The organism is Rhodococcus sp. IEGM 1370, from assembly GCF_033142325.1.
GTDB lineage: Bacteria > Actinomycetota > Actinomycetes > Mycobacteriales > Mycobacteriaceae > Rhodococcoides.
The window spans coordinates 1-19,036 of record NZ_JAWLRY010000013.1 but is presented as its reverse complement, the minus strand read 5'-3'; the positions used below and the strand labels follow the sequence as shown (position 1 = coordinate 19,036).

The window sequence follows — 19,036 nt, the reverse complement described above, 5'->3', positions numbered from 1 at the left end:
ACACGACTATTTCAGCGAGTTCATCGCCGGTCGATCCAACAACGACACCTCGGTCGAGAACGGCTCGAACGAGTCACCGTCGACGCGGAACTGCAGAAGACCGGCACCGGAATCGACCATTCCACAGCGGTTGAGCATCGTCCCGACGATCTGTCGGCTCATCGCGCCGAGTTCGACCAGCGGGCGGTTGCGGTGCTTGCGCACTCCCAGATTCACCTGGCCGATCGCCCCCAACCCGAGCCTGTCGTAGGTATCGAGCAACAGCCCGATCTCCACTCCGTAGCCGGGCGCGAACGGCACCGCGGACAGAAGCTCGCGCGTACCGGCGTACTCGCCCCCGAGGGGCTGAATGACCCCGGTCAGCTCGGGCCGCAACGCAGCGAGCAGCGGCCGTGCGACCAGCTCGGTGACGCGTCCACCGCCGTTGGCGTCCTCGGTTCCGCTGGTCCGCAACGGACGGCGGTAGTAGCCCTTGACGAGATGGATGCCGTCGCCCATCAGTAGGGGGCCGAGCAACTTGGGTACGAACGCCGGATCGGGGTTGATCAGGTCGGAGTCGACGAACGCGATGAGGTCACCGGTCGACGCAGCCACCGATCGCCACAGCACCTCGCCCTTGCCGGGTACCGGGTCGACCCCGGGTACCGCTTCTTCTCTGCTGATGACACGTGCACCGGCCGCCGTCGCGCGCACAGCCGTTTCGTCGGTGGAACCGGAGTCCAACACGATCAGCTCGTCGACGAGACCGCCGAGCAACGGGTGGATCGTGTCGATGACGGCGGCGACCGTCTGTTCCTCGTTGAGCGCCGGGAGTACCACCGACACCGTTCGGCCCGCTTTGGCGGCCTCGAGTTCGGCGACGGTCCATTGCGGGGTGTCCCAGCTGTTGGTCTCGGACCACGCCCTGGTGACGTCCGTTCGATCTGCGAGTGTCATGCCAGACCCCTGACCGTCCGCGCCGGGGTTCTCAGACCCTGGATCGCTGCCACCATGTCGACGACTCTTCTGGTCGACGCAACTTCGTGAACCCGGAACATTCGGGCTCCGCCTGCTGCGGCCAATGCTGTCGCTGCCAATGTTCCCTCCAACCGGTCGGCGAGCTCTACCCCTAGAGTCTCGCCTACGAAGTCCTTGTTGCTCAGCGCCATGAGCACAGGCCACCCGGTGTTTACAAGATCGTCCACGCGACGCAACAACTCGAGCCCGTGATAGGTGTTTTTCCCGAAATCGTGCGTCGGATCGATGAGAATCGAATCCTTTTTCACCCCCTCCGCGACGGCGTTCTCCGCGGCAGCGGTGACTTCGGCGATCACGTCGGCCACCACATCGGTGTACCGAACACGATGCGGGCGCGTACGGGGCACCGCCCCGCCGGTGTGCGAGCAGACGATGCCGACGCCTTCGGCGGCAGCGACGCGCACCAGCTCCGGGTCGGCCCCGGCCCACGTGTCGTTGATCAGATCCGCGCCGACGCCACAGGCCAGTCGAGCGACCTCACTGCGCCAGGTGTCCACACTGATCAGCAGCTCCGGATACGCGTCCCGGATGGCCTCGACGAACGGAACGACACGGCGAATCTCCTCCTCGGCGTCGACGATGGCGCCGGGGCCGGCCTTCACACCGCCGATGTCGATCATGTCGGCACCCTCCGCGACGGCCCGGTGCACCGACGCCATCGCGGCGTCGTCGGAAAAGTTCGCACCCCCGTCGTAGAACGAATCGGGGGTGCGATTGACGATCGCCATGACCAATGCGCGATCGTCGGCGACCGGTTTGCCGCAGAGAGTGCTCATGAAATCAATAGTGGCACGTGAGCATGTTTCGAGTGCTCAGCCCTTGGGTGCCTTGCCTGCGGCGACCTCGGCCACGTACCCGTCGTACGCCTTCTCGTAGCCACCGGACTTGCCACGCAGCACGTACAGGTCGCTGTCGCTGTCCTCCTCGTAGCCGAGCTTGCGCAGGGCCACCTTCTGACTCTTGAACGTCGACGTCTGCTCGAGGCTCTCGACGACCCTGACGAACAGCGGCACCGCGTACGTCGGGAGCTTGTCGTAGAGGTGCTCGGCCATCGTCTTGCCGTCGAAGGTCTCGCCTTCGCGCAGCGTCACCGCAGCCATGCCTGCTTTGCCGTCGGTTCCCTCGATGTCGACGCCGTACACGACGGCACCGTCGATCGACGAGTGGCCACCCAGGGCTCCCTCGACCTGTGTGGTCGCGACGTTCTCGCCCTTCCAGCGGAAGGTGTCACCGAGGCGATCGACGAACGCGACGTGCATGAAGCCCTGCTTGCGGACCAGGTCGCCGGTGTCGAACCATGCGTCGCCGTCCTTGAATCCGTCGCGCACCAGCTTCTTCTCGGTGGCCTTGTCGTCGGAGTAGCCGTCGAACGGAGCTCGGTCGGTGACCTTGGACAGCAGCAGTCCGACCTCGCCGTTGCCGACCTTGCGGAGCTTGCCGTCCTGGCCGCGCTTGGCCTTGCCGGACTCCTCGTCGTACTGGACGACGGCGTACGGCAACGGGCAGACGCCTGCGGTCTTCTTCATGTTCAGGGCGTTGATGAACGCGATGTTGCACTCGCTGGCACCGTAGAACTCGGCAACGCGGGAGATGCCGAATCGCTGGGTGAACTCTTCCCAGATCTCCGGGCGCAGTCCGTTGCCGACGATCAGCTTGACCGAGTTGTCTCGATCGGACGGCTTCTCCGGCTGTGTCAGCAGGTAGCGGCACAGCTCACCGATGTAGGTGAACGCGGTGGCCTTGTTGAGCCGGATGTCGTCCCAGAAGTTGCTCACCGAGAACTGCTTGCCGATGGCCATGGTCGCGCCGCCTGCGAGCACCGAGGACAGCGTCACCGTCAGTGCGTTGTTGTGATAGAGCGGCAGGCAGCAGTAGATGACGTCGTTGCTGCGCAGCCGCACACCCATGTTGCCCAGACCGGACATCGACTTGAGCCAGCGGAAGTGGCTCATCAGGCTGGCCTTCGGCATGCCGGTGGTGCCCGAGGTGAAGATGTAGAACGCCTTCTCCTTGGCCTGGATCTCGGCGGTGACCTTCGGATTGGCCGTCGACGCCGTCGCCGCGAGCTCGGCCAGCTTCTTCAGCGGCAGCACTGCTCCGACCTTCGGCTCCCCGTCGAGCGAATCGAGGGCTTCCTGCGCGCTCTCGTCCAGCACGAGGACCTTCGCGTCGAGAATGCCGAGGCTGTGCTCGAGCACGTCACCGCGCTGGTTGTAGTTCAGCATTCCCGCCGTGGCACCGAGCTTGACGGTAGCGAGCGCGGCGAACAGTGCCTCCGGCCTGTTCTTGCTGAGAATGCCGACGACGTCGCCGCGCTTCACCCCGTGGTCCGCGAACACCGCGGCGTACTGATTGACGAGTTCGTTCGCGTCTCGGTAGGTGATCGATTCGCCCTCGAACCGCACGAACGGACGGTCGCTGTTCTTCGCGGCGGCGTCCTGAAAGACCTGACCGATCGACGCTTTGTGGTCGGGCTTGCGGGTGAATCCCGCCAGACCCTTGAGCAGACTAGGCACCTCCGTCACCATTTTCGGCAACGCGACCGCGAGGTCGGTCACTCCAATTTTCTGACGGGCATCGACAGCCATGAACTCCCCTTTGAAGACGATGTGAGATTTCTTACCCTACTTGAGAGTAACAACTTTGAGCATCTCACTTCGTGGCCGCGCTTGGTGACCTGTCACAACGTTGCGCAGGCATCCAGTGCTGCATCGACAGTCGACGTTCTGACCAGGGCGTCCAGGGCGCGTTGCTGGACGAATCCGGTCTCTCGCAAACCTTCTATCCACTGCATCATGCCGTCGAAATGTCCGAATGGATCGAGCATCACCATCGGCTTGCTGTGCATGCCCAGGTAGCCCGCCGTCCATGTCTCGAACAGCTCCTCCAACGTCCCGATCCCACCGGGCAAGGTGATGAACGCGTCGGCGCGGTCCTCCATGATCTTCTTACGCTCACGCATCGTGTCGGTGACGATCAGCTCGTCGGCGTCGACATCTGCGACCTCGCGGTGCACGAGCGCTTTCGGAATCACGCCGACCGTGTTGCCGCCCGCTGCTCGCGTCGCCGCGGCGACCGCGCCCATCATCGAGACGTTGCCGCCGCCCGAGACGAGCTGCCAGCCTCGTCGACCGATCTCGGTGCCGACCTCACCGGCCAGGTCGATGAACGAAGAGTCGACGGGACCCGACGCGCAGTAGACGCAGACGCTGAGCGCGCGTTCGGTCGATGCTCGCTCGCTCACTGCTGGGCCTCGCGGACGATCCGGACAGCCTCGTCGACGCTGTCGGTGCAGTGGATGAGGTCGAGGTCCTTCTCGGACACCTTGCCTTCTTTCACGAGCGTCGTCTCGAGCCAATCGAGCAGTCCCGACCAGAAGTCCTTGCCCAGCAACACGATCGGGAATTTCGTGACCTTGGCGGTCTGCACCAGGGTCAGCGCCTCGAAGAGTTCGTCGAGAGTACCGAAACCGCCGGGGAGGCACACGAACGCCTGGGAGTACTTCACGAACATGGTCTTGCGCACGAAGAAGTAGCGAAAATTGACGCCCAGATCGACCCACTCGTTGAGCCCCTGCTCGAACGGCAGCTCGATGCCGAGCCCGATCGAGTAGCCGTCGGCCTCACTCGCACCGCGGTTGGCCCCTTCCATCGCCCCGGGACCGCCGCCGGTGATGACGGCGAAGCCCTCCTTCGCAAGAGCGGCTCCGAGTTGCCGGGCGCGCTCGTACTCGGGATGGTCGACGGGGGTGCGCGCCGAACCGAACACGGTCACGGCCTTGGGGACCTCGGCCAGGGCACCGAATCCCTCGACGAATTCGCTCTGAATGCGCAGCACTCGCCAGGTGTCGGAGTGAATCCAGTTTCCTGGCCCTCGCTCGTCGAGCAGGCGTTGATCCGAGGTGGACGTCTCGGTGTTCCGGCCACGCCGAAGTACGACGGATCCCTTGTGCTTGGCGAGCTTCTCGCTGCTGTGCCCCTCGGAACTGTCGTGGTCCTCGAAACCGCCGTGTTCCTCGAAACCGCTTGGGCCCTGGTCGCTGTTCATGGCGTTCAGGCTATCCGGCAGAGAGGTAGCTCCGGAGCACCTGTGTGACATGGGTGATCTGCTCGACGGGTACGCGTTCGTCACGCTTGTGGGCCAGGTTGGGGTCGCCGGGTCCGTAGTTGACCGCCGGGATCCCGAGCGCCGAGAAGCGCGAGACGTCCGTCCAGCCGTACTTGGCCCGGAACTGTCCGCCCGCGGCCTCGATGAGAGCGGCCGCTGCGGGTCGGTTCAAACCGGGAAGCGCTCCGGGCGACGAGTCGGTGACCTCGAAGCCGAGATCCAGTCCCTCGACCACCTCACGAACGTGTTCGACGGCGTCGTCGAGGTTGCGATCCGGTGCGAAGCGAAAGTTGACGTCGAGTTCGGCTGCGTCGGGAACGACATTGCCCGCGACCCCACCGGAGATCCGGACTGCTTGCAGCCCTTCGCGATACACACAGCCGTCGATATCGACGGTGCGTGCGCGATACGCGGCGAGACGGTTGAGAACCGCACCGAACTTGTGAATTGCGTTGTCGCCCAACCAGGACCGGGCACTGTGGGCCCGCGTTCCCGACGCCGTCAGCCGAACCCGCAGTGTCCCTTGACAACCGGCCTCGATGAATCCGCCGGACGGTTCGCCGAGGATGGCGACGTCGGCAGCGAGCCATTCGGGGAGTTCGCGCTCGATCCGGCCCAGTCCGTTCCGCGCGGCCGCGATCTCCTCGCAGTCGTAGAAAACCAGGGTCAGATCGTGCGCAGGGTTGTCGATCGTGGCGGCGAGGTGCAGGAACACCGCGTCACCCGACTTCATGTCGACGGTTCCGCACCCGTGCAGAATGTCGCCCTCGGCGCTGTCGAGCTCGCGTCGCGACGGCACGTTGTCCGCGATGGGAACCGTGTCGAGATGACCCGCGAGCATCACCCTCGATGCCAGTCCGCGGTTGGTTCGGGCGAGCACGGCGTTGCCGCTGCGGATGATCTCGAAGCCCGTCGTCTGCTCGCGAAGCGCTTGCTCCACCTCGTCTGCGATGCGCGATTCGTCCTCACTGACACTGGGGATGTCCACCAGCGCCGCGGTGAGGTCTATCGGGTCGGCATGCAGTTCGAGCGTCACGGGAGAAAACTCTAGGCCGTGGATCCCGGAATCTCGCGGACCACGCCGTCGAAGCCGGCACCGAACAATCTTCCGCTCGAGAAGCCCTGGTCGGAACGCCCGTAGGCCACGACGCTCGTCAACCGCGTACCGGTGCCGATGACACATGTCGCCCCCGGCGCATCGATGCGGACGACGGAGCCGCCTGCGTTGAGCGGCACCACCGGGCGTCCGGCATCGTCGAGGGTGAGCCCGTCCGGAGCCGCGAAACTGTCGAGCCCCGACAGGTCGAGAACACTTTCCGGTGCCGAGGGGTCGGCGATCGGGATCCTGCTGACGCCCGGGTTCACGAAAGTCCGCGAGACGTACAGGTACCGATCGGCGGCGTCGAGTACCGCGCCGTTGGCACTGGGGAAGCTCGCCCACGCCGGGTCGACCGAACCGTCGGGGCCGATCCGGCCGATCAGCGAGCCGAAGTCGTTGGTGGCGTACACCGTTCCGTCGGCGGCAACGGCAAGGCCGTTGGCCGCGCTCAGACCGGTCGCGAACGGAGTGACGGTGAGAGTGTCGACGTCGAGTCGAACGATCCCCGCGGCCCTGACGATGTCTCCGACGAAGACGCGAGGATCGGCTCCGTAGCCGACCAGCAGGGTGCCGTCGGGCATCCAGGCCAGAGCGCCGCCGCCACCGCTGGGGACCGTCGCGATGGGATACGCGGCCTGTCCTGGCGCGTCGATGCGGTACACCCGGCCGGAGACGATGTCGGTGACGTAGGCGCGGCCCGACGCGTCGACTGCCAGTCCTTCCAGAGCTGACCCCGGGATTCGTGCGACCACTGCCGACGGCCCGCCTGCTCCGGCGCAATCGGGATCTGCGGCTGCGGTGCCGGAGCCTAGGGCGACGCCGCCCGACACCACCACAGCGGCAGCAATAGCCGTGACGATCGAACGTACGCGCGCGGACTTGCTCGAATTCATGACTCTCCCCCAGCCTCGGCGACCCCCTGTCAGCCGATGACGATGTCTACCACGCGCCTGTGACAACCAAACCCAGTGCGACTCCGAGCACGATCGTCGTCGCCAGGGTTGTCACCAACCCGGTGAAGGACACACTGCCCGCCATCACCGAGGTCGCGCCACGGCTACGGGAGGCGGTACGAGTGATCACCGGACACACTCTGTCAGCTCCCCCGCGGCCGATTCGTCGGCATGCATCCCGATGCGATCACGCTCGGCAGTCGAACCGATAACGAACCGACGCAGCACCCGAATCGAGGTGTTCCCGCAATCCGCACGCCCGAGACCGTGTGCAGAACAGTCGCCGACCGGAGCCGGTTGCCGAGCCCACCGCATTCGGCCAACCGCGTATTCTTCGTCCCGTGAGCGCACATGGAGCATCAGCAGTAGGAATCGCCAACATCACGACATCGGGCGTTGTTCTCGACACCTGGTTTCCGAGCCCGGAGCTCGGGTCGGGCTTCGAGACCGGCACCACCCGGCTCGAGGGTTCGGACGTCCCCGAGGAGCTGGCCGCTCTCGTCGGACCGGACGAGGCGCGCGGCGTCGAGGTAGTCGCAGTGCGCACCAGCATCGCCTCGCTCGACGACGCCCCGATCGACGCCCACGATGCGTATCTGCGACTGCATCTGCTCTCGCACCGGTTGATTCAGCCGCACGGGCAGAACCTCGACGGAGTGTTCGGTCTGCTGGCCAACGTGGTGTGGACCAACTTCGGGCCTGCTGCCGTGGACGGTTTCGAGACGGTGCGCGCAAAGCTGCGCGCCCGCGGTCCGGTGACCGTGTACGGAGTCGACAAGTTCCCGCGCCTGGTCGATTACGTCGTTCCCACCGGAGTTCGTATCGCCGACGCCGACCGCGTTCGTCTCGGCGCGCACCTGGCCAGCGGGACGACGGTCATGCACGAGGGCTTCGTCAACTTCAATGCCGGCACGCTCGGCAACTCGATGGTCGAGGGACGTATCTCCGCGGGTGTCGTGGTGGGCGACGGTTCCGACGTGGGTGGCGGTGCGTCGATCATGGGCACGCTCTCCGGTGGCGGCAAGAACGTCATCTCCGTCGGTAAGAGCTGCCTGTTGGGCGCGAACTCCGGGCTCGGCATTTCGCTCGGTGACGACTGCGTCGTCGAGGCCGGGCTCTACATCACCGCCGGCACGAAGGTGAGCGGTCCGGATGGGACAGTGGTGAAGGCTGCCACGTTGTCCGGCAAGTCGAACCTGCTGTTCCGTCGCAACTCACTGTCGGGTGCTGTCGAGGTGGTGCCGTGGAAGGGCACCGGTGTCGAACTGAACGCGGCATTGCACGCCAACGACTAGCCGCTCCACTCGAATCGGCCTGTCGAACAATCTCATCCAGCCCCGCACCGTGTTCTCGGTGCGGGGCTGGAGTCTTTCCTGACGCTCACGCGATGTGGGGGCCTGCTCGGGCGTGGGATGGCCTGGGTTGCCGGTAGGGGTCGACGGTTGCCGGCGGTACGAACCAGGGGTGGTTGTCGGTGCCGATGAACACTTCCCAATCCGAATGGTGCATGAGGCGGTGGTGGAATCCGCAGAGCAGAACCAGGTTGTTCATGTCGGTGGGTCCGCCGTCGCCCCAGTGTCAGATGTGGTGTCCTTCGGTCCAGGCGGCGGGTTTTCCGCAGCCGGGGAACGCGCAGCCGTGATCGCGGGCGGTGAGAGCTCTGCGCTGTTTCGCGGTGACGGTGCGGGCGGTGCGGGCGAGGTTGAGTGGGTTGCCGTTCTCGTCCATCACGATCGCAGTGAGAACACAGTCGCAGGCCAGTTGGCGGGAGGTGTTGCGGGAGAGCGGTCCCATCCACGGCAGCCACCCGACCGAAGCGCCGTCGCCGAACAAGTCGCGATACGCGCCACGATCGGCGGCAGCTCCCGCAGCGCTGTCGGCCTCGGGTTCTTCCGCCGCATGCGGTTCTGCGGTGTCGGGGTGCATCGGTACGCCGGTGTTGATGTCGACGGGATCGGCTGTGTCGGTGTCGGATTCGGCTGCTGCGCGTGAGGTTTCGTCGTCGGTGATGTCGTCGTCGCCGCCGCAGTTCTGGAGGTCGGTGAGATCGCGCAGGCTGATGTGCAGGTTCAGGTGCGGGCGTTCACCGCCTTCGATGGGGCGATCGCTGGAGGCGAGGTATTGGTCGAGGATGTGTCCGAAGGCGTCGGCTCTGCGCTTGGCGGGGCTGCGATCGTCTTGGGTTCCGTCGGCGTCGGCGAGCAGTTCGCTCTCGCTCAGTTGCCAGATCTCCGTGGTCATGGAGCAAGTGTATCGAACGCGCGTTCGACTGGCAACCATAGTTGAATCGAAAACTGTTGTCCTGCTAAACTATTCGTGAATCGGAACTTGTCGGTGGCGTGTGATAGGAGCCGACTCATTCTTCACGATTCGCGGTCGACCACCACAGTTCCTTGGTGGTAGAGAATCTTCCAAGCATCGGTACTTCGCTGCCACACCGTGACCCTGCGGGTGAGCCGGTCGTCGAGCAGCAGGGTGTACGTCAGCAAGAAGGTCTCGGGTGCAACTTCCCGTAGCTCGAACCCGCCCGCCTCCCAGTCTGCGTCGAACCGGTCTTCCGGCGCGATCGATATCGGAGGCTCGGACCAGGGTCAGCCGATGGTCCCCAGCGACGCCAGAGTCTTCACCACTGCGCGTGCAGCCTCGGCACCCTTCTTCTCCAGGTGCGCGGTGAAGAAGGCCATGTGGTCGGCGTGTTCGTGGAAGTGGTGAGGCGTCAGCACCACCGAGAACACCGGCACGTCGGTGTCCAGCTGCACTCGCATCAGGCCGTCGATGACCGCTGTTTCGACGAAATCGTGTCGGTAGATTCCGCCGTCGACCACCAGCGCAGCGGCGACGATCGCGGCGTACTTGCCCGTCTTGGCCAACCGCTGTGCATGCAGTGGGATCTCGAAGGCCCCTGGCACCTCGAACACGTCGAGCGGCGTCTCGGCCTGTCCGAGCTTCTCCAGTTCGGCGGCGAATCCCACTCGCGCGCGATCGACGATGTCCAGGTGCCAGCTGGCGTGGACGAAAGCAATGGATCCGGCGAGTGGAGTGGTCATGGGTGCGATGCTAGCGGTATCGCTCGTCGAGCAAGTCGAGTGTCGGGCCATCGAATTCACCGGCGAAATACTTCTGCAACACTTCGCCGAATACGGACTGCCCCTTGGTAGCTTCGGCGAAAAGCGTCATGGACGAATGCAGCTTCAGGTTGTCGGGATAACCGAAGATCTCGTCGACCGTCCGCCCCTCGGCAGCGACCACAAGCCGTGCCGCCTTCTTCAGGCGAGGACCCAGTGCTTCGTGGGACAGGTACAGCTTCGCCTCGGTCAGATCGGCGATGCCGAAGTGTTGGGCAGTCGCACTGCGCCCCAACCCCGCCAACTGCGGGAACACGAACCACATCCAGTGCGTCTGCTTTCGCCCTGCTTTCAGTTCCTTCGTCACCGCGGTCCAGACGGGGTCCTGAGCATCGACGAAGCGTTGCAGGTCGTATTCGGTCATGCCGTTCAACTTAGGTGAACCCGCGCAGCAGAGTGTCCACGGTGGCGTCGAGCAGATCCTCGGTCGGGACGCCGTCGAGCAGGTCGCCGGTGGCCAGCATCGCGAGTCCGTGCACGCTCGCGAAAGCGACGCGCGCGAGTATCTCGGGTGGAGCCTCGGTGATCACACCGGCCGCCATCGCTTCCTTCAGCAAAGCCTCGGTGGCGGTCATACTCTCGTGCGCAACGCTTTTCAGCTTCTCACTGGCGTCGGGGTGATGCTTGGTGCTGTACATGACATCCAGCAACTCCGGGTGTTCGACGGCGAATCCGAGGTAGGCACGGGCCACGCCACGGAACCTGGCCATCAGCTCACCGGGTCCCGTTGCCGCTGCGACCATCCGGCGGTTCAATTCCTCGAAACCGTGCAGCGCCAATGCATCCAGCAACGCTTGCTTGTCACGGAAGTGGCGCGCCGGGGCACCGTGACTGACTCCGACGTCTCTGGCCAGCTGCCGAAGCGACAACGCGTCGACCCCGCCGTGCGCGATGCTCCGTTCGGCCTCGTCGAGCAACACCGCACGCAGGTCGCCATGGTGGTAGCGCTGCGTTGCCATGACCTCACCCTAGGCGATGTTGGCGTTGACAACAATGCTGACACTGCCTACATTGGCAACCATGACTTCCACAGCGCTCATCACCGGAGCAAGTTCGGGCCTCGGCGAGGAATTCGCCACCCGCTTCGCCGCACGCGGCGAGAACGTCGTCCTCGTGGCACGACGCGCCGATCGACTGAACGCCCTGGCGCGGCGCATCGAAACCGATCACGGCGTGACGGCCACCGTCGTAGCCATGGATCTGGGCGTCCCCGGCATCGGCGAAACCCTGCGAACCACATTGACGGACAGGGGAATCACCCCCACCACCCTGATCAACAACGCAGGTTTCGGCACGCACGGGAAGTTCGCCGACGAGGACCCCACACGCGTCGCCGCCGAGATCGCCCTCAACATCAGTGCGCTGGTGGACCTCACTCACGCATTCCTGCCGAACCTGACCGGCGCACTGATCAACGTGGCGAGTACCGCCGCGTACCAACCCACACCCAATATGGCCGTCTACGGCGCGACGAAGGCATTCGTCCTGAACTTCACCGAAGCGCTTGCCTTCGAGCACCGCGCCTCGCCGCTGAAGATTCTCGCGCTCTCCCCCGGCCCTACCCGCACCGAGTTCTTCGACGTCGTCGGATCCGAGGACGCCGCGGTGGGCAACTTTCAGACCTCCGAGCAGGTGGTCGCGACGGCTCTGCGCGCGTTGGACTCTCGCCGCACCCCCGCCAGCATCGTGTCCGGCCTGTCCAACAAGATCAGCGCCGGCAGTGTCCGTTTGGCTCCACGTGCACTGGCCACCGTCATCAGCGGCCGTCTGCTGAAGGCGTGAACCTCTAACCGCGGGTACGACGCGAATCGATCACTCCCGTATCGAATCCGGCCAGGTGCAAACCCCCGTGGAATCGGGCGTGTTCGATCTTCAGGCACCGATCCATGACGACGTTCAATCCCGCTACCTCGCCGTCATTGGCCACCTGCTCGTGCCACAGCCCCAACTGCAGCCAGATCGTCTTCGCATGCGCTGCAATGGTTTCCGAAAGCACTGCAGCAAGGTCGTCGTACTTGCGGAACACGTCGACCAGATCCGGCGGCTTCGGTAGGTCCGCGAGTGTGGGGTAGACCGTCGTTCCTTCGATGTCGGTGACCGTCGGGTTCACCAGAAAGATCTCGTAGTTGCTCGTCGACGAGAGGTAGCGGTTGACGAAGTAGCTTGCCCGCGAGGGATTCTTGGACGCTCCGACGATCGCCACCGTCTTGGTCTCCCGCAGGATGCGCTGCCGTTCCTGGGCGGACGGGCCCTGCCAGGTGCGTTCGCTCATGACCGCTCCTTTCCGGTTGCCAGTGTCAGGGCCTGATCCAGGTCCCACAGAATGTCCTCGGTGTCTTCGAGGCCGACGCTGATACGAATCAGCTCGGGACCGACACCTGCTCCGCGGAGTTGCTCGTCGGTCAGTTGTCGGTGCGTGGTGCTTCCCGGGTGGATAACGAGCGTGCGCACGTCACCGATGTTGGCGACGTGGCTGGCGACCTGAACGCTCTCGACGAACGCCTGTCCGGCGGCCCGGCCTCCGTCGATTCCGAAGGCGAACACCGCTCCAGGTCCGGCGGGCAGATATTTCTCGGAACGTTCGTGATGCGGGTGGCTGTGCAGCCCAGCCCATCTCACATAGTCGATGCGGGAATCGCCCTCGAGCCACTCGGCGACCACCCGAGCATTGGCGACGTGCGCGTCCATGCGTTGCGGCAGCGTCTCCACTCCCTGGATCAACGTGAATGCCGATTGCGGTGCCAGTGCGCCGCCGATGTCGCGCAACTGCTCGCTGCGCAGCTTGGTCAGAAATCCGTACTCGCCGAAATTTCCCCACCACGACAGACCGCCGTACGAATCCACCGGGGCCGTCATCTGCGGGAATTTGCCCGAGCCCCAATCGAATCGCCCGGATTCGACCACCACTCCCCCGAGCGTCGATCCGTGACCGCCGAGGAACTTGGTAGCCGAGTGGATCACGATGTCGGCGCCGAATTCGATGGGCCTGCTCAGCCAAGGCGTCGCCATCGTCGCGTCGATCACCAACGGAATTCCGTGCTCGTGCGCTACGGCGGCGAGACCCTCGAGGTCGGCGATCTCCCCCGACGGATTGCCGATGATCTCCGCGTAGATCAGCTTGGTCGAATCCGTCACCGCTGCTGCGTAATCCGCAGGATCGGTACCGGGAACGAATGTGGTCTCGACGCCGAAGCGACGCAGCGTGACGTCGAGCTGGGTCACCGTGCCGCCGTAGAGCCCGGCCGCGGCAACGATGTGGTCGCCGGTGCCGGCAAGCGCAGCGAACACTGCGAACTCGGCCGCCAACCCACTGGCGAACGCCACCGCCCCGATGCCGCCTTCGAGGCTCGCGATGCGCTCCTCGAAGGCGGCGACCGTGGGGTTGCCGATGCGGCTGTAGACGTTGCCGTACTTCTGCAGAGCGAACAGATCGCCTGCGTCCGCGGAATTCTCGAACACGTAGCTGGCCGTCTGATAGATGGGCACAGCACGCGAACCGGTGGAAGGATCTGGTCTCGCTCCGGCGTGAATTGCTCTGGTACGCAGGCCGAATGTCCGTTCGCTCATGACATCAGGCCGTTTCGAGAACGGTGTGAATCGGGGTGGGATTGCGCGTCAGATCCAGCACGGGGCAGTGATCGTCGACGGCCTCCTGCAGCTCCTCGTACCGCTCCCGGCTCTCCGGACCGGTGACGGTCACGACGACGCGCACCTCACCGAATCCGGGACGAACGCTGTCGTCGAAACCGAAGAATCCACGAACGTCGAGGTCACCCTCGGCCTTGGCCTTGATGTCGTCGACGACGATACCGAGCTTCTCGGCCCAGACGCGGTAGGTGACCACCTGGCAGGACAGCAGCGAAGCCAGGTAGTACTCGACCGGGTTGGCGGCCTTGTTCTCACCGCCGAGGGCGGGCGGCTCGTCGACCTCGACGCTGAACTTGCCCAGGGTGACGGTGCTGGCGACGGCATCGTGCGCGGTGGCGGAGGCACGGAACACCGCGTGGCCGTTCTTGGCGTCGGCCTGCACGGCATCGTCGGTGGCAGCGATGACGCCGCCGATGTGGGACACAGAAGTGGTCATGGAAGATTCCTGTTCGATTCGAGGGTTGCCGGAACTACCCGAGGAGCGCGAAATGCTCGTCGGGGATGGGTTCGATCGACAGCTACGAACAGGAAGAAGTGCAGACGAGACCGAAGTCGATGGTGCGACGACGCACGAGCCTTCTGGCTGCGTCGGTCACGTGTGTCTCGGTCACGATGCCGACAATAGCTTACGAGAACTGATCCGCGCCGACATCGGTCTCGTCGTCGGTGATCGCCGCGACGATGCGTGCTGCCACCGCATCCGGCGTCAGACCCTGCGGTAGTTTCGGTGCTTGCCCGGCGATCGGCCGCGTCGCAAGCCCCGTCTCGGTGTGCGGCGGACGCACGTCGACGATCCTGATCTTCGACTTCCGCGCTTCTGTACGAACACTTTTCAGCAGCGCGCTCACCGCTGCCTTGCTCGCCGAATAGGCACCCATGTTCGGCATCGGCTTGTCGGCCACGACGGCACTGATGTTGAGCACGAACCCGCCCTGATCCAGCGTGGTCAGTGCTTCTCGAAGCACACGCAGCGGTGCCAGATAGTTCAGCAGCAGCAATTCGTCGACGGTGTCGTCGTCCACCTCGGTCACCGGCCCGAACGCCACAACACCTGCGGCGATGACGATTCCGTCCAATCCGCCGTGGTGTTCGACGGCCTCCGCGACCACCGATCGGGCCGAATCGGGCAGCGTCAGATCGGCGTTCACCGTGTGATGGTCCGACTCGATGCTCCGGCCGCTCAGAGTCAACCGAGCCCCGGCCTTCGCGAGCTGCTCGACGATCGGTCCGCCGAGACCGCCGCTGGCACCGAATACGAGAATGCGTGCGCCGTCGAGAGTGGTCATGATTTCGAGGCTAACCGCCTACTCGAACGCTCGCTGACGACCGGCCGAACGACGTAGCCCGGGGCGTGTACTCACAGCAGTTCGGCCGCACGGCGAACCACGTCGATGCAGAGGTCGAGATTGAGCGGGCTCAACGTCGAGAAGCCCTGAGCCACTTCACCTTGTTCGAGCACCACCACCCGGCCCGCTGCGACGCTCGGCAACGACGTGAACAGTCCGGTCTCGACGATTCCGGCCGAGCCGAAGTCGAACACGACGAGCACATCGGCGTCGGCGAGGACGTCGGCGTTCTCGGCGGAGAACTCGGGACGCGGAGCGTCGGCGGTCGCTCCGTCGGACAGTGCGGCGACCGTCGTGAACCCGGCTCGCCGGAACAGATCCACAGCGGGAATCGATTCGTGACCGAGCCCGTAGAACATGGACGTGTCGTAGGCGGCGATCAAGCCGACCGTGGCACCGCCGACGTCGAGCCCTTCGAGCGCGGCGGACATCCTCGCGTCGGTGTCCGCGATGAGCTCGTCGGCGCGATCTCGCCGGTCGAGTGCGTCGCCGATCATCTCGAGGTTGGCCCGCCAATCGAACGACGCGATCTGCACCACGGGGGCAAGCGATTCGAGCTGAGAACGGGAATCGGCCACCCCGTCGTCGCCGATGATGAGATCGGGTTCGGCGGCTGCGATGCGCTCGGTGTCGATCGACTCACCGAGGGAGATCCGCTCACTCGTCCCACCGAGTTCGGCGAGGGCGTTCTCGTGCCACTCCCATGATCTGTTCGGTGCGCCGATCATCTCGGCGAAGCCCTCGCGCACCCCGAACTGCACGGGGACGACCCCGAGCGCGAGCACCGTATCGAGATCCCACAGGTTGGCCACACAGGCAACCCGCTGTGGTCGACGGTCGATCACGACGGACTCACCCGCATCGTCGACGATCGTGCGGGGATAGCCGTCCCCTGCCGTCCCATCGCCCGTGGCCTGCCCCTCACCGCTACCGCAGCCGGCGATCAGCGCAGCGAGGGCAACGCTGCCGATGAGGAACTCACGACGCGTCGCCGCCTCGATACTGTTTGCCTCCGATCGGTGTGCTCCGATAGCGAAAGCGGCGGCCAATTCGGGCGCAGGTGCGGTCATGACCGGAAACAATAGGCATGCCTAACCTATGCCGTCAAGGGGTCATCAGCCGAGCAACTTCTTCTGGACCTTGCCCATCGCGTTGCGTGGGAGAGAGTCGACCACTCGAATCTCGCGGGGCCGCTTGTGAATCGAGAGCTCGGTGGCCACCAGATCTATCAGCACCCGATCCTCCACATCGGTGCCGACGACGTACGCCACGATGCGCTGCCCGAGGTCGTCGTCGGGCACACCGACCACGGCCACCTCGTCTACGCTCGGATGCCCCAGCAACACCGTCTCGATCTCCCCTGCGCCGACGCGATAGCCGCCGGACTTGATCAGATCGGTCGAGGCTCGTCCCACGATTCGGTGGAAGCCGTCGGGCTCGATGAGGGCGACGTCTCCGGTGTCGAACCACCCGTCCTCGGTGAAGGTCTTCGCCGTCGCGTCCGGGTTGTTGAGGTAGCCGTCGAACAGCATGGGGCAGCGGACCTGCAACGCTCCGATGGATTCGCCGTCGTGCGGCAGGATTTCGCCCTTCTCACCGCGCAGCCGAGTCTCGACGCCTGCGACCGGCAGTCCCACCGAGCCTGCTCGACGCTCCCCGTCGGCGCGGGTGCTGATGGTGATGAGGGTTTCACTCATGCCGTATCGCTCGATCGGGGCCTGGCCGGTGAGTTCACGTAGCCTCTCGAACACCGGAACCGGGAGCGGCGCACTGCCGGAAACCAGAAGTCGGGCACCGGCAAGGGCGCGGGCCGACGCCTCGTCCGCGGCGACACGCGACCATACGGTCGGTACCCCGAAGTACAGGGATCCGCGCGCGGCCGCGTAGAGCTCCGGCGTCGGCTTCCCGGTGTGGATCAGCGGGCTGCCCACTCGCAGGGGGCCGAGGACGCCGAGGATGAGACCGTGCACGTGGAACAACGGAAGTCCTTGCACCACAGTGTCTCTCGACGTCCATGCCCAGGCCTGCGCCAACGCGTCGAGCCCGGCCGCGATGGCACTGCGAGAAATCAACACACCTTTCGGCGGGCCGGTGGTACCGGAGGTGTAGAGCACGAACGCGACCGAGGACGGTTGCGGTTCGGGGTAGCTGTGCCACGACCGTGCATGCTGACGCACCGGCAGGACCTCGAGCCCGGAGGTGTCCGGCGGCGCTTCACCGAGCCACGCCTGCGCGCCCGAGTCGCGGAGGATGTGCTCACGTTCGGCCACCCCGGCATCGGGCGGAACCGGCACCACGGTGACACCGGCGATGAGTGCACCCACAACAGCGAGCACCGTCTTCACCGACGGCGTCGCGTAGACCGCAAGTCGGTCGGCACGCGAGATGCGTTCGGCCACGGACGTCGCCGCGCCCAGGATGTCGGCACGAGAGAGCGAGACTCCGTCGATCGTGATGGCGTCGGGAATATCGTCTCCCCGCGCAACGGCGAGTGGGTTCAGTGAACGAAGCAGCACATGGCTACCGTACATACATGGACGTGGACGGAATCGACACCGGCGACTACGCCGAGTACATGACGGTCGCCGCCGGTGACCTGCAGGCGGGTGTCTATCTGATCGGAACCGACGCCGAGCAGGACACCGATTCCGAGGACGACCTCGACCTGGACCTCGAGGACTCCGATTCCGACGATGACGACATCGACATCGCGCACGTCACCGACGGCGCACCCAGGCTGGTCTACTCGGTGCAGTCCGACGACTTCTGGACCCGGGTGGAGTTGGCCGATCTTCGAGCCACTCAGCTCTACGAGGAAGCGCACGCACGCAATCCCGAGGTCAACACGGAGCCCAAACGCTTCACCACCGTCGAGGCGTTCGGCAGCAACGAACTGGTCTACATCCTCCGCATCCGACGCGGCGGCTGGGATGGGATCGAGCCGGTACTCGAGCCGTGATCGGCGCGCTCTGCTAGGCGGCGGACCCGACAGTTCCGATGCCGAGGGCAACCAGGAATCCGGCGCTGATTCGGTCCAGCCAGTCGGTCACCGCGGGCCTGCTCAGCAGGGCCACCGCACGTGAGGCGAGAACGGAGAACACTCCCATCACCAGCGCGGCGACAACCACCTCGACCAGCCCGAGCGTCATGGCACCGGCGAAGGTGACCACGGTCAGGAACTGCGGCACCACCGCAAGGTAGAACAGTCCGACCTTGGGATTGAGAGCGCACGAAAGAACACCCGCACCGAACGCCGACCACGCAGACGCAGCGACAGGCACCAGCGGCTCACCGGCCACCTTGTTCTTGCGTCGCGCCCGGAAGGCCTTCACGCCCAGGTACAGCAGATACAGCCCACCGAGGATCTTGACGACGCGATACGCCGTCGCGGATTGCTCGACGATCGCCGCCAGCCCGACGGCCACCAGCACGGCCCAGAACAGTCCACCGATCGCGACGCCCATCGCCGCCGCGATCCCCGGTCGCAGTCCCCCGATGCTGTAGCGCAGCACCAGAAACGAATCGGGCCCGGGCAGAATCGCCAGCAGAAAGCACACACCGGCGAAGCTGAGCAGCAGGCTGAGGGTCATGGGTACATGAGAACACCCGGCTCGAGTTGGGTCCAACTGACGTGAGTGTCCACAATTCACGTCAAGCGACGGAATCCGGGCTGTTGCGAATTGGGCCTGGTTGATGTTGCTGCGTGTTGGTCTGTAGTGGGGTGTGGTCGGCTGGGAGAAT

Annotated in this window: 21 protein-coding genes and 1 pseudogene; 3 read left to right on the top strand and 19 right to left on the bottom strand. The window is 65.0% G+C overall.

The features are described from left to right. Positions 1-6: 6 nt before the first annotated feature. The 8 genes from R4P47_RS16350 to R4P47_RS16315 form a co-directional block, all read right to left on the bottom strand. Entirely contained in the window at positions 7-936 is a 930-nt protein-coding gene (locus tag R4P47_RS16350; protein WP_068053080.1) for a glucosyl-3-phosphoglycerate synthase, read from the bottom strand. Further along, complete coding sequence (folP, locus tag R4P47_RS16345; protein WP_094641281.1) at positions 933-1,793, bottom strand: dihydropteroate synthase; 861 nt, start codon at positions 1,791-1,793, stop codon at positions 933-935. The genes R4P47_RS16350 and folP overlap by 4 nt, the downstream gene beginning before the upstream one ends. 36 nt (positions 1,794-1,829) lie before the next feature. Then, on the bottom strand, positions 1,830-3,605 hold the full coding sequence (locus tag R4P47_RS16340) for a long-chain-acyl-CoA synthetase (RefSeq protein ID WP_068053074.1): 1,776 nt from the start codon (positions 3,603-3,605) through the stop codon (positions 1,830-1,832). 92 nt (positions 3,606-3,697) lie between these two features. Then, positions 3,698-4,261: a TIGR00730 family Rossman fold protein gene (locus R4P47_RS16335; RefSeq protein ID WP_094641277.1), complete on the bottom strand. Its 564-nt coding sequence runs from the start codon at positions 4,259-4,261 to the stop codon at positions 3,698-3,700. After that, the gene (locus R4P47_RS16330) at positions 4,258-5,064 is read right to left on the bottom strand and encodes a TIGR00730 family Rossman fold protein (RefSeq protein WP_149407926.1); all 807 of its coding nucleotides are present in this window, start codon (positions 5,062-5,064) and stop codon (positions 4,258-4,260) included. Before R4P47_RS16330 ends, R4P47_RS16335 begins: the two co-directional genes overlap by 4 nt. Before the next feature lie 10 nt (positions 5,065-5,074). Continuing rightward, positions 5,075-6,160 carry a succinyl-diaminopimelate desuccinylase gene (gene dapE, locus R4P47_RS16325; RefSeq protein ID WP_317785202.1) on the bottom strand — a complete coding sequence of 362 codons (1,086 nt, stop codon included), beginning with the start codon at positions 6,158-6,160 and terminating at the stop codon, positions 5,075-5,077. Between the two features lie 11 nt (positions 6,161-6,171). Beyond that, the gene (locus R4P47_RS16320) at positions 6,172-7,116 is read right to left on the bottom strand and encodes a hypothetical protein (RefSeq protein WP_317785201.1); all 945 of its coding nucleotides are present in this window, start codon (positions 7,114-7,116) and stop codon (positions 6,172-6,174) included. Between the two features lie 46 nt (positions 7,117-7,162). Next, positions 7,163-7,306: a hypothetical protein gene (locus R4P47_RS16315; protein ID WP_156516329.1), complete on the bottom strand. Its 144-nt coding sequence runs from the start codon at positions 7,304-7,306 to the stop codon at positions 7,163-7,165. 211 nt (positions 7,307-7,517) lie between these two features. Between R4P47_RS16315 and dapD the strand changes: the two genes are divergently transcribed. Beyond that, a complete protein-coding gene (gene dapD, locus R4P47_RS16310; protein WP_149407923.1) occupies positions 7,518-8,471 on the top strand; it encodes a 2,3,4,5-tetrahydropyridine-2,6-dicarboxylate N-succinyltransferase in 954 nt (317 codons plus the stop codon). Between the two features lie 85 nt (positions 8,472-8,556). Here dapD and R4P47_RS16305 read toward each other — a convergent pair. From R4P47_RS16305 to R4P47_RS16290, 4 genes and pseudogenes are all read right to left on the bottom strand, one after another. Further along, a pseudogene (locus tag R4P47_RS16305) lies at positions 8,557-9,366 on the bottom strand (DUF222 domain-containing protein); the annotation flags it as partial. Positions 9,367-9,767: 401 nt separating this feature from the next. Continuing rightward, the gene (locus tag R4P47_RS16300; protein ID WP_317785200.1) at positions 9,768-10,223 is read right to left on the bottom strand and encodes a 6,7-dimethyl-8-ribityllumazine synthase; all 456 of its coding nucleotides are present in this window, start codon (positions 10,221-10,223) and stop codon (positions 9,768-9,770) included. Positions 10,224-10,233: 10 nt separating this feature from the next. Further along, positions 10,234-10,665 (bottom strand): DUF1810 domain-containing protein, encoded by a 432-nt coding sequence (locus R4P47_RS16295; protein ID WP_317785199.1) that lies wholly within the window; start codon positions 10,663-10,665, stop codon positions 10,234-10,236. Between the two features lie 10 nt (positions 10,666-10,675). Continuing rightward, positions 10,676-11,260: a TetR/AcrR family transcriptional regulator gene (locus R4P47_RS16290; protein WP_094641261.1), complete on the bottom strand. Its 585-nt coding sequence runs from the start codon at positions 11,258-11,260 to the stop codon at positions 10,676-10,678. 61 nt (positions 11,261-11,321) lie between these two features. Between R4P47_RS16290 and R4P47_RS16285 the strand changes: the two genes are divergently transcribed. Further along, positions 11,322-12,083, top strand: coding sequence for an SDR family NAD(P)-dependent oxidoreductase (locus R4P47_RS16285; RefSeq protein ID WP_262498613.1), 762 nt, complete (start codon positions 11,322-11,324; stop codon positions 12,081-12,083). Positions 12,084-12,087: 4 nt separating this feature from the next. Here the strand turns inward: R4P47_RS16285 and R4P47_RS16280 are convergent, their stop codons facing one another. The 6 genes from R4P47_RS16280 to R4P47_RS16255 form a co-directional block, all read right to left on the bottom strand. After that, entirely contained in the window at positions 12,088-12,573 is a 486-nt protein-coding gene (locus R4P47_RS16280; RefSeq protein WP_317785198.1) for a CoA-binding protein, read from the bottom strand. Continuing rightward, positions 12,570-13,868, bottom strand: coding sequence for an O-acetylhomoserine aminocarboxypropyltransferase/cysteine synthase family protein (locus R4P47_RS16275; RefSeq protein ID WP_149407916.1), 1,299 nt, complete (start codon positions 13,866-13,868; stop codon positions 12,570-12,572). The genes R4P47_RS16280 and R4P47_RS16275 overlap by 4 nt, the downstream gene beginning before the upstream one ends. A 4-nt stretch (positions 13,869-13,872) precedes the next feature. Next, complete coding sequence (locus R4P47_RS16270) at positions 13,873-14,385, bottom strand: OsmC family protein (protein WP_317785197.1); 513 nt, start codon at positions 14,383-14,385, stop codon at positions 13,873-13,875. A gap of 190 nt (positions 14,386-14,575) precedes the next feature. Next, positions 14,576-15,235 (bottom strand): SDR family NAD(P)-dependent oxidoreductase, encoded by a 660-nt coding sequence (locus R4P47_RS16265; protein WP_094641253.1) that lies wholly within the window; start codon positions 15,233-15,235, stop codon positions 14,576-14,578. A 71-nt stretch (positions 15,236-15,306) separates the two neighbouring features. Then, positions 15,307-16,365, bottom strand: coding sequence for an ABC transporter substrate-binding protein (locus R4P47_RS16260; protein ID WP_300518143.1), 1,059 nt, complete (start codon positions 16,363-16,365; stop codon positions 15,307-15,309). 45 nt (positions 16,366-16,410) lie between these two features. Continuing rightward, entirely contained in the window at positions 16,411-17,826 is a 1,416-nt protein-coding gene (locus R4P47_RS16255; protein WP_317548487.1) for an acyl-CoA synthetase, read from the bottom strand. A 2-nt stretch (positions 17,827-17,828) separates the two neighbouring features. Between R4P47_RS16255 and R4P47_RS16250 the strand changes: the two genes are divergently transcribed. Next, a complete protein-coding gene (locus R4P47_RS16250; RefSeq protein ID WP_149407913.1) occupies positions 17,829-18,254 on the top strand; it encodes a hypothetical protein in 426 nt (141 codons plus the stop codon). 13 nt (positions 18,255-18,267) lie between these two features. On the opposite strand, the gene R4P47_RS16245 is transcribed toward R4P47_RS16250, so the two are convergent. Beyond that, a complete protein-coding gene (locus R4P47_RS16245) occupies positions 18,268-18,885 on the bottom strand; it encodes a LysE family translocator (protein ID WP_317785196.1) in 618 nt (205 codons plus the stop codon). Between the last annotated feature and the right edge of the window lie 151 nt (positions 18,886-19,036).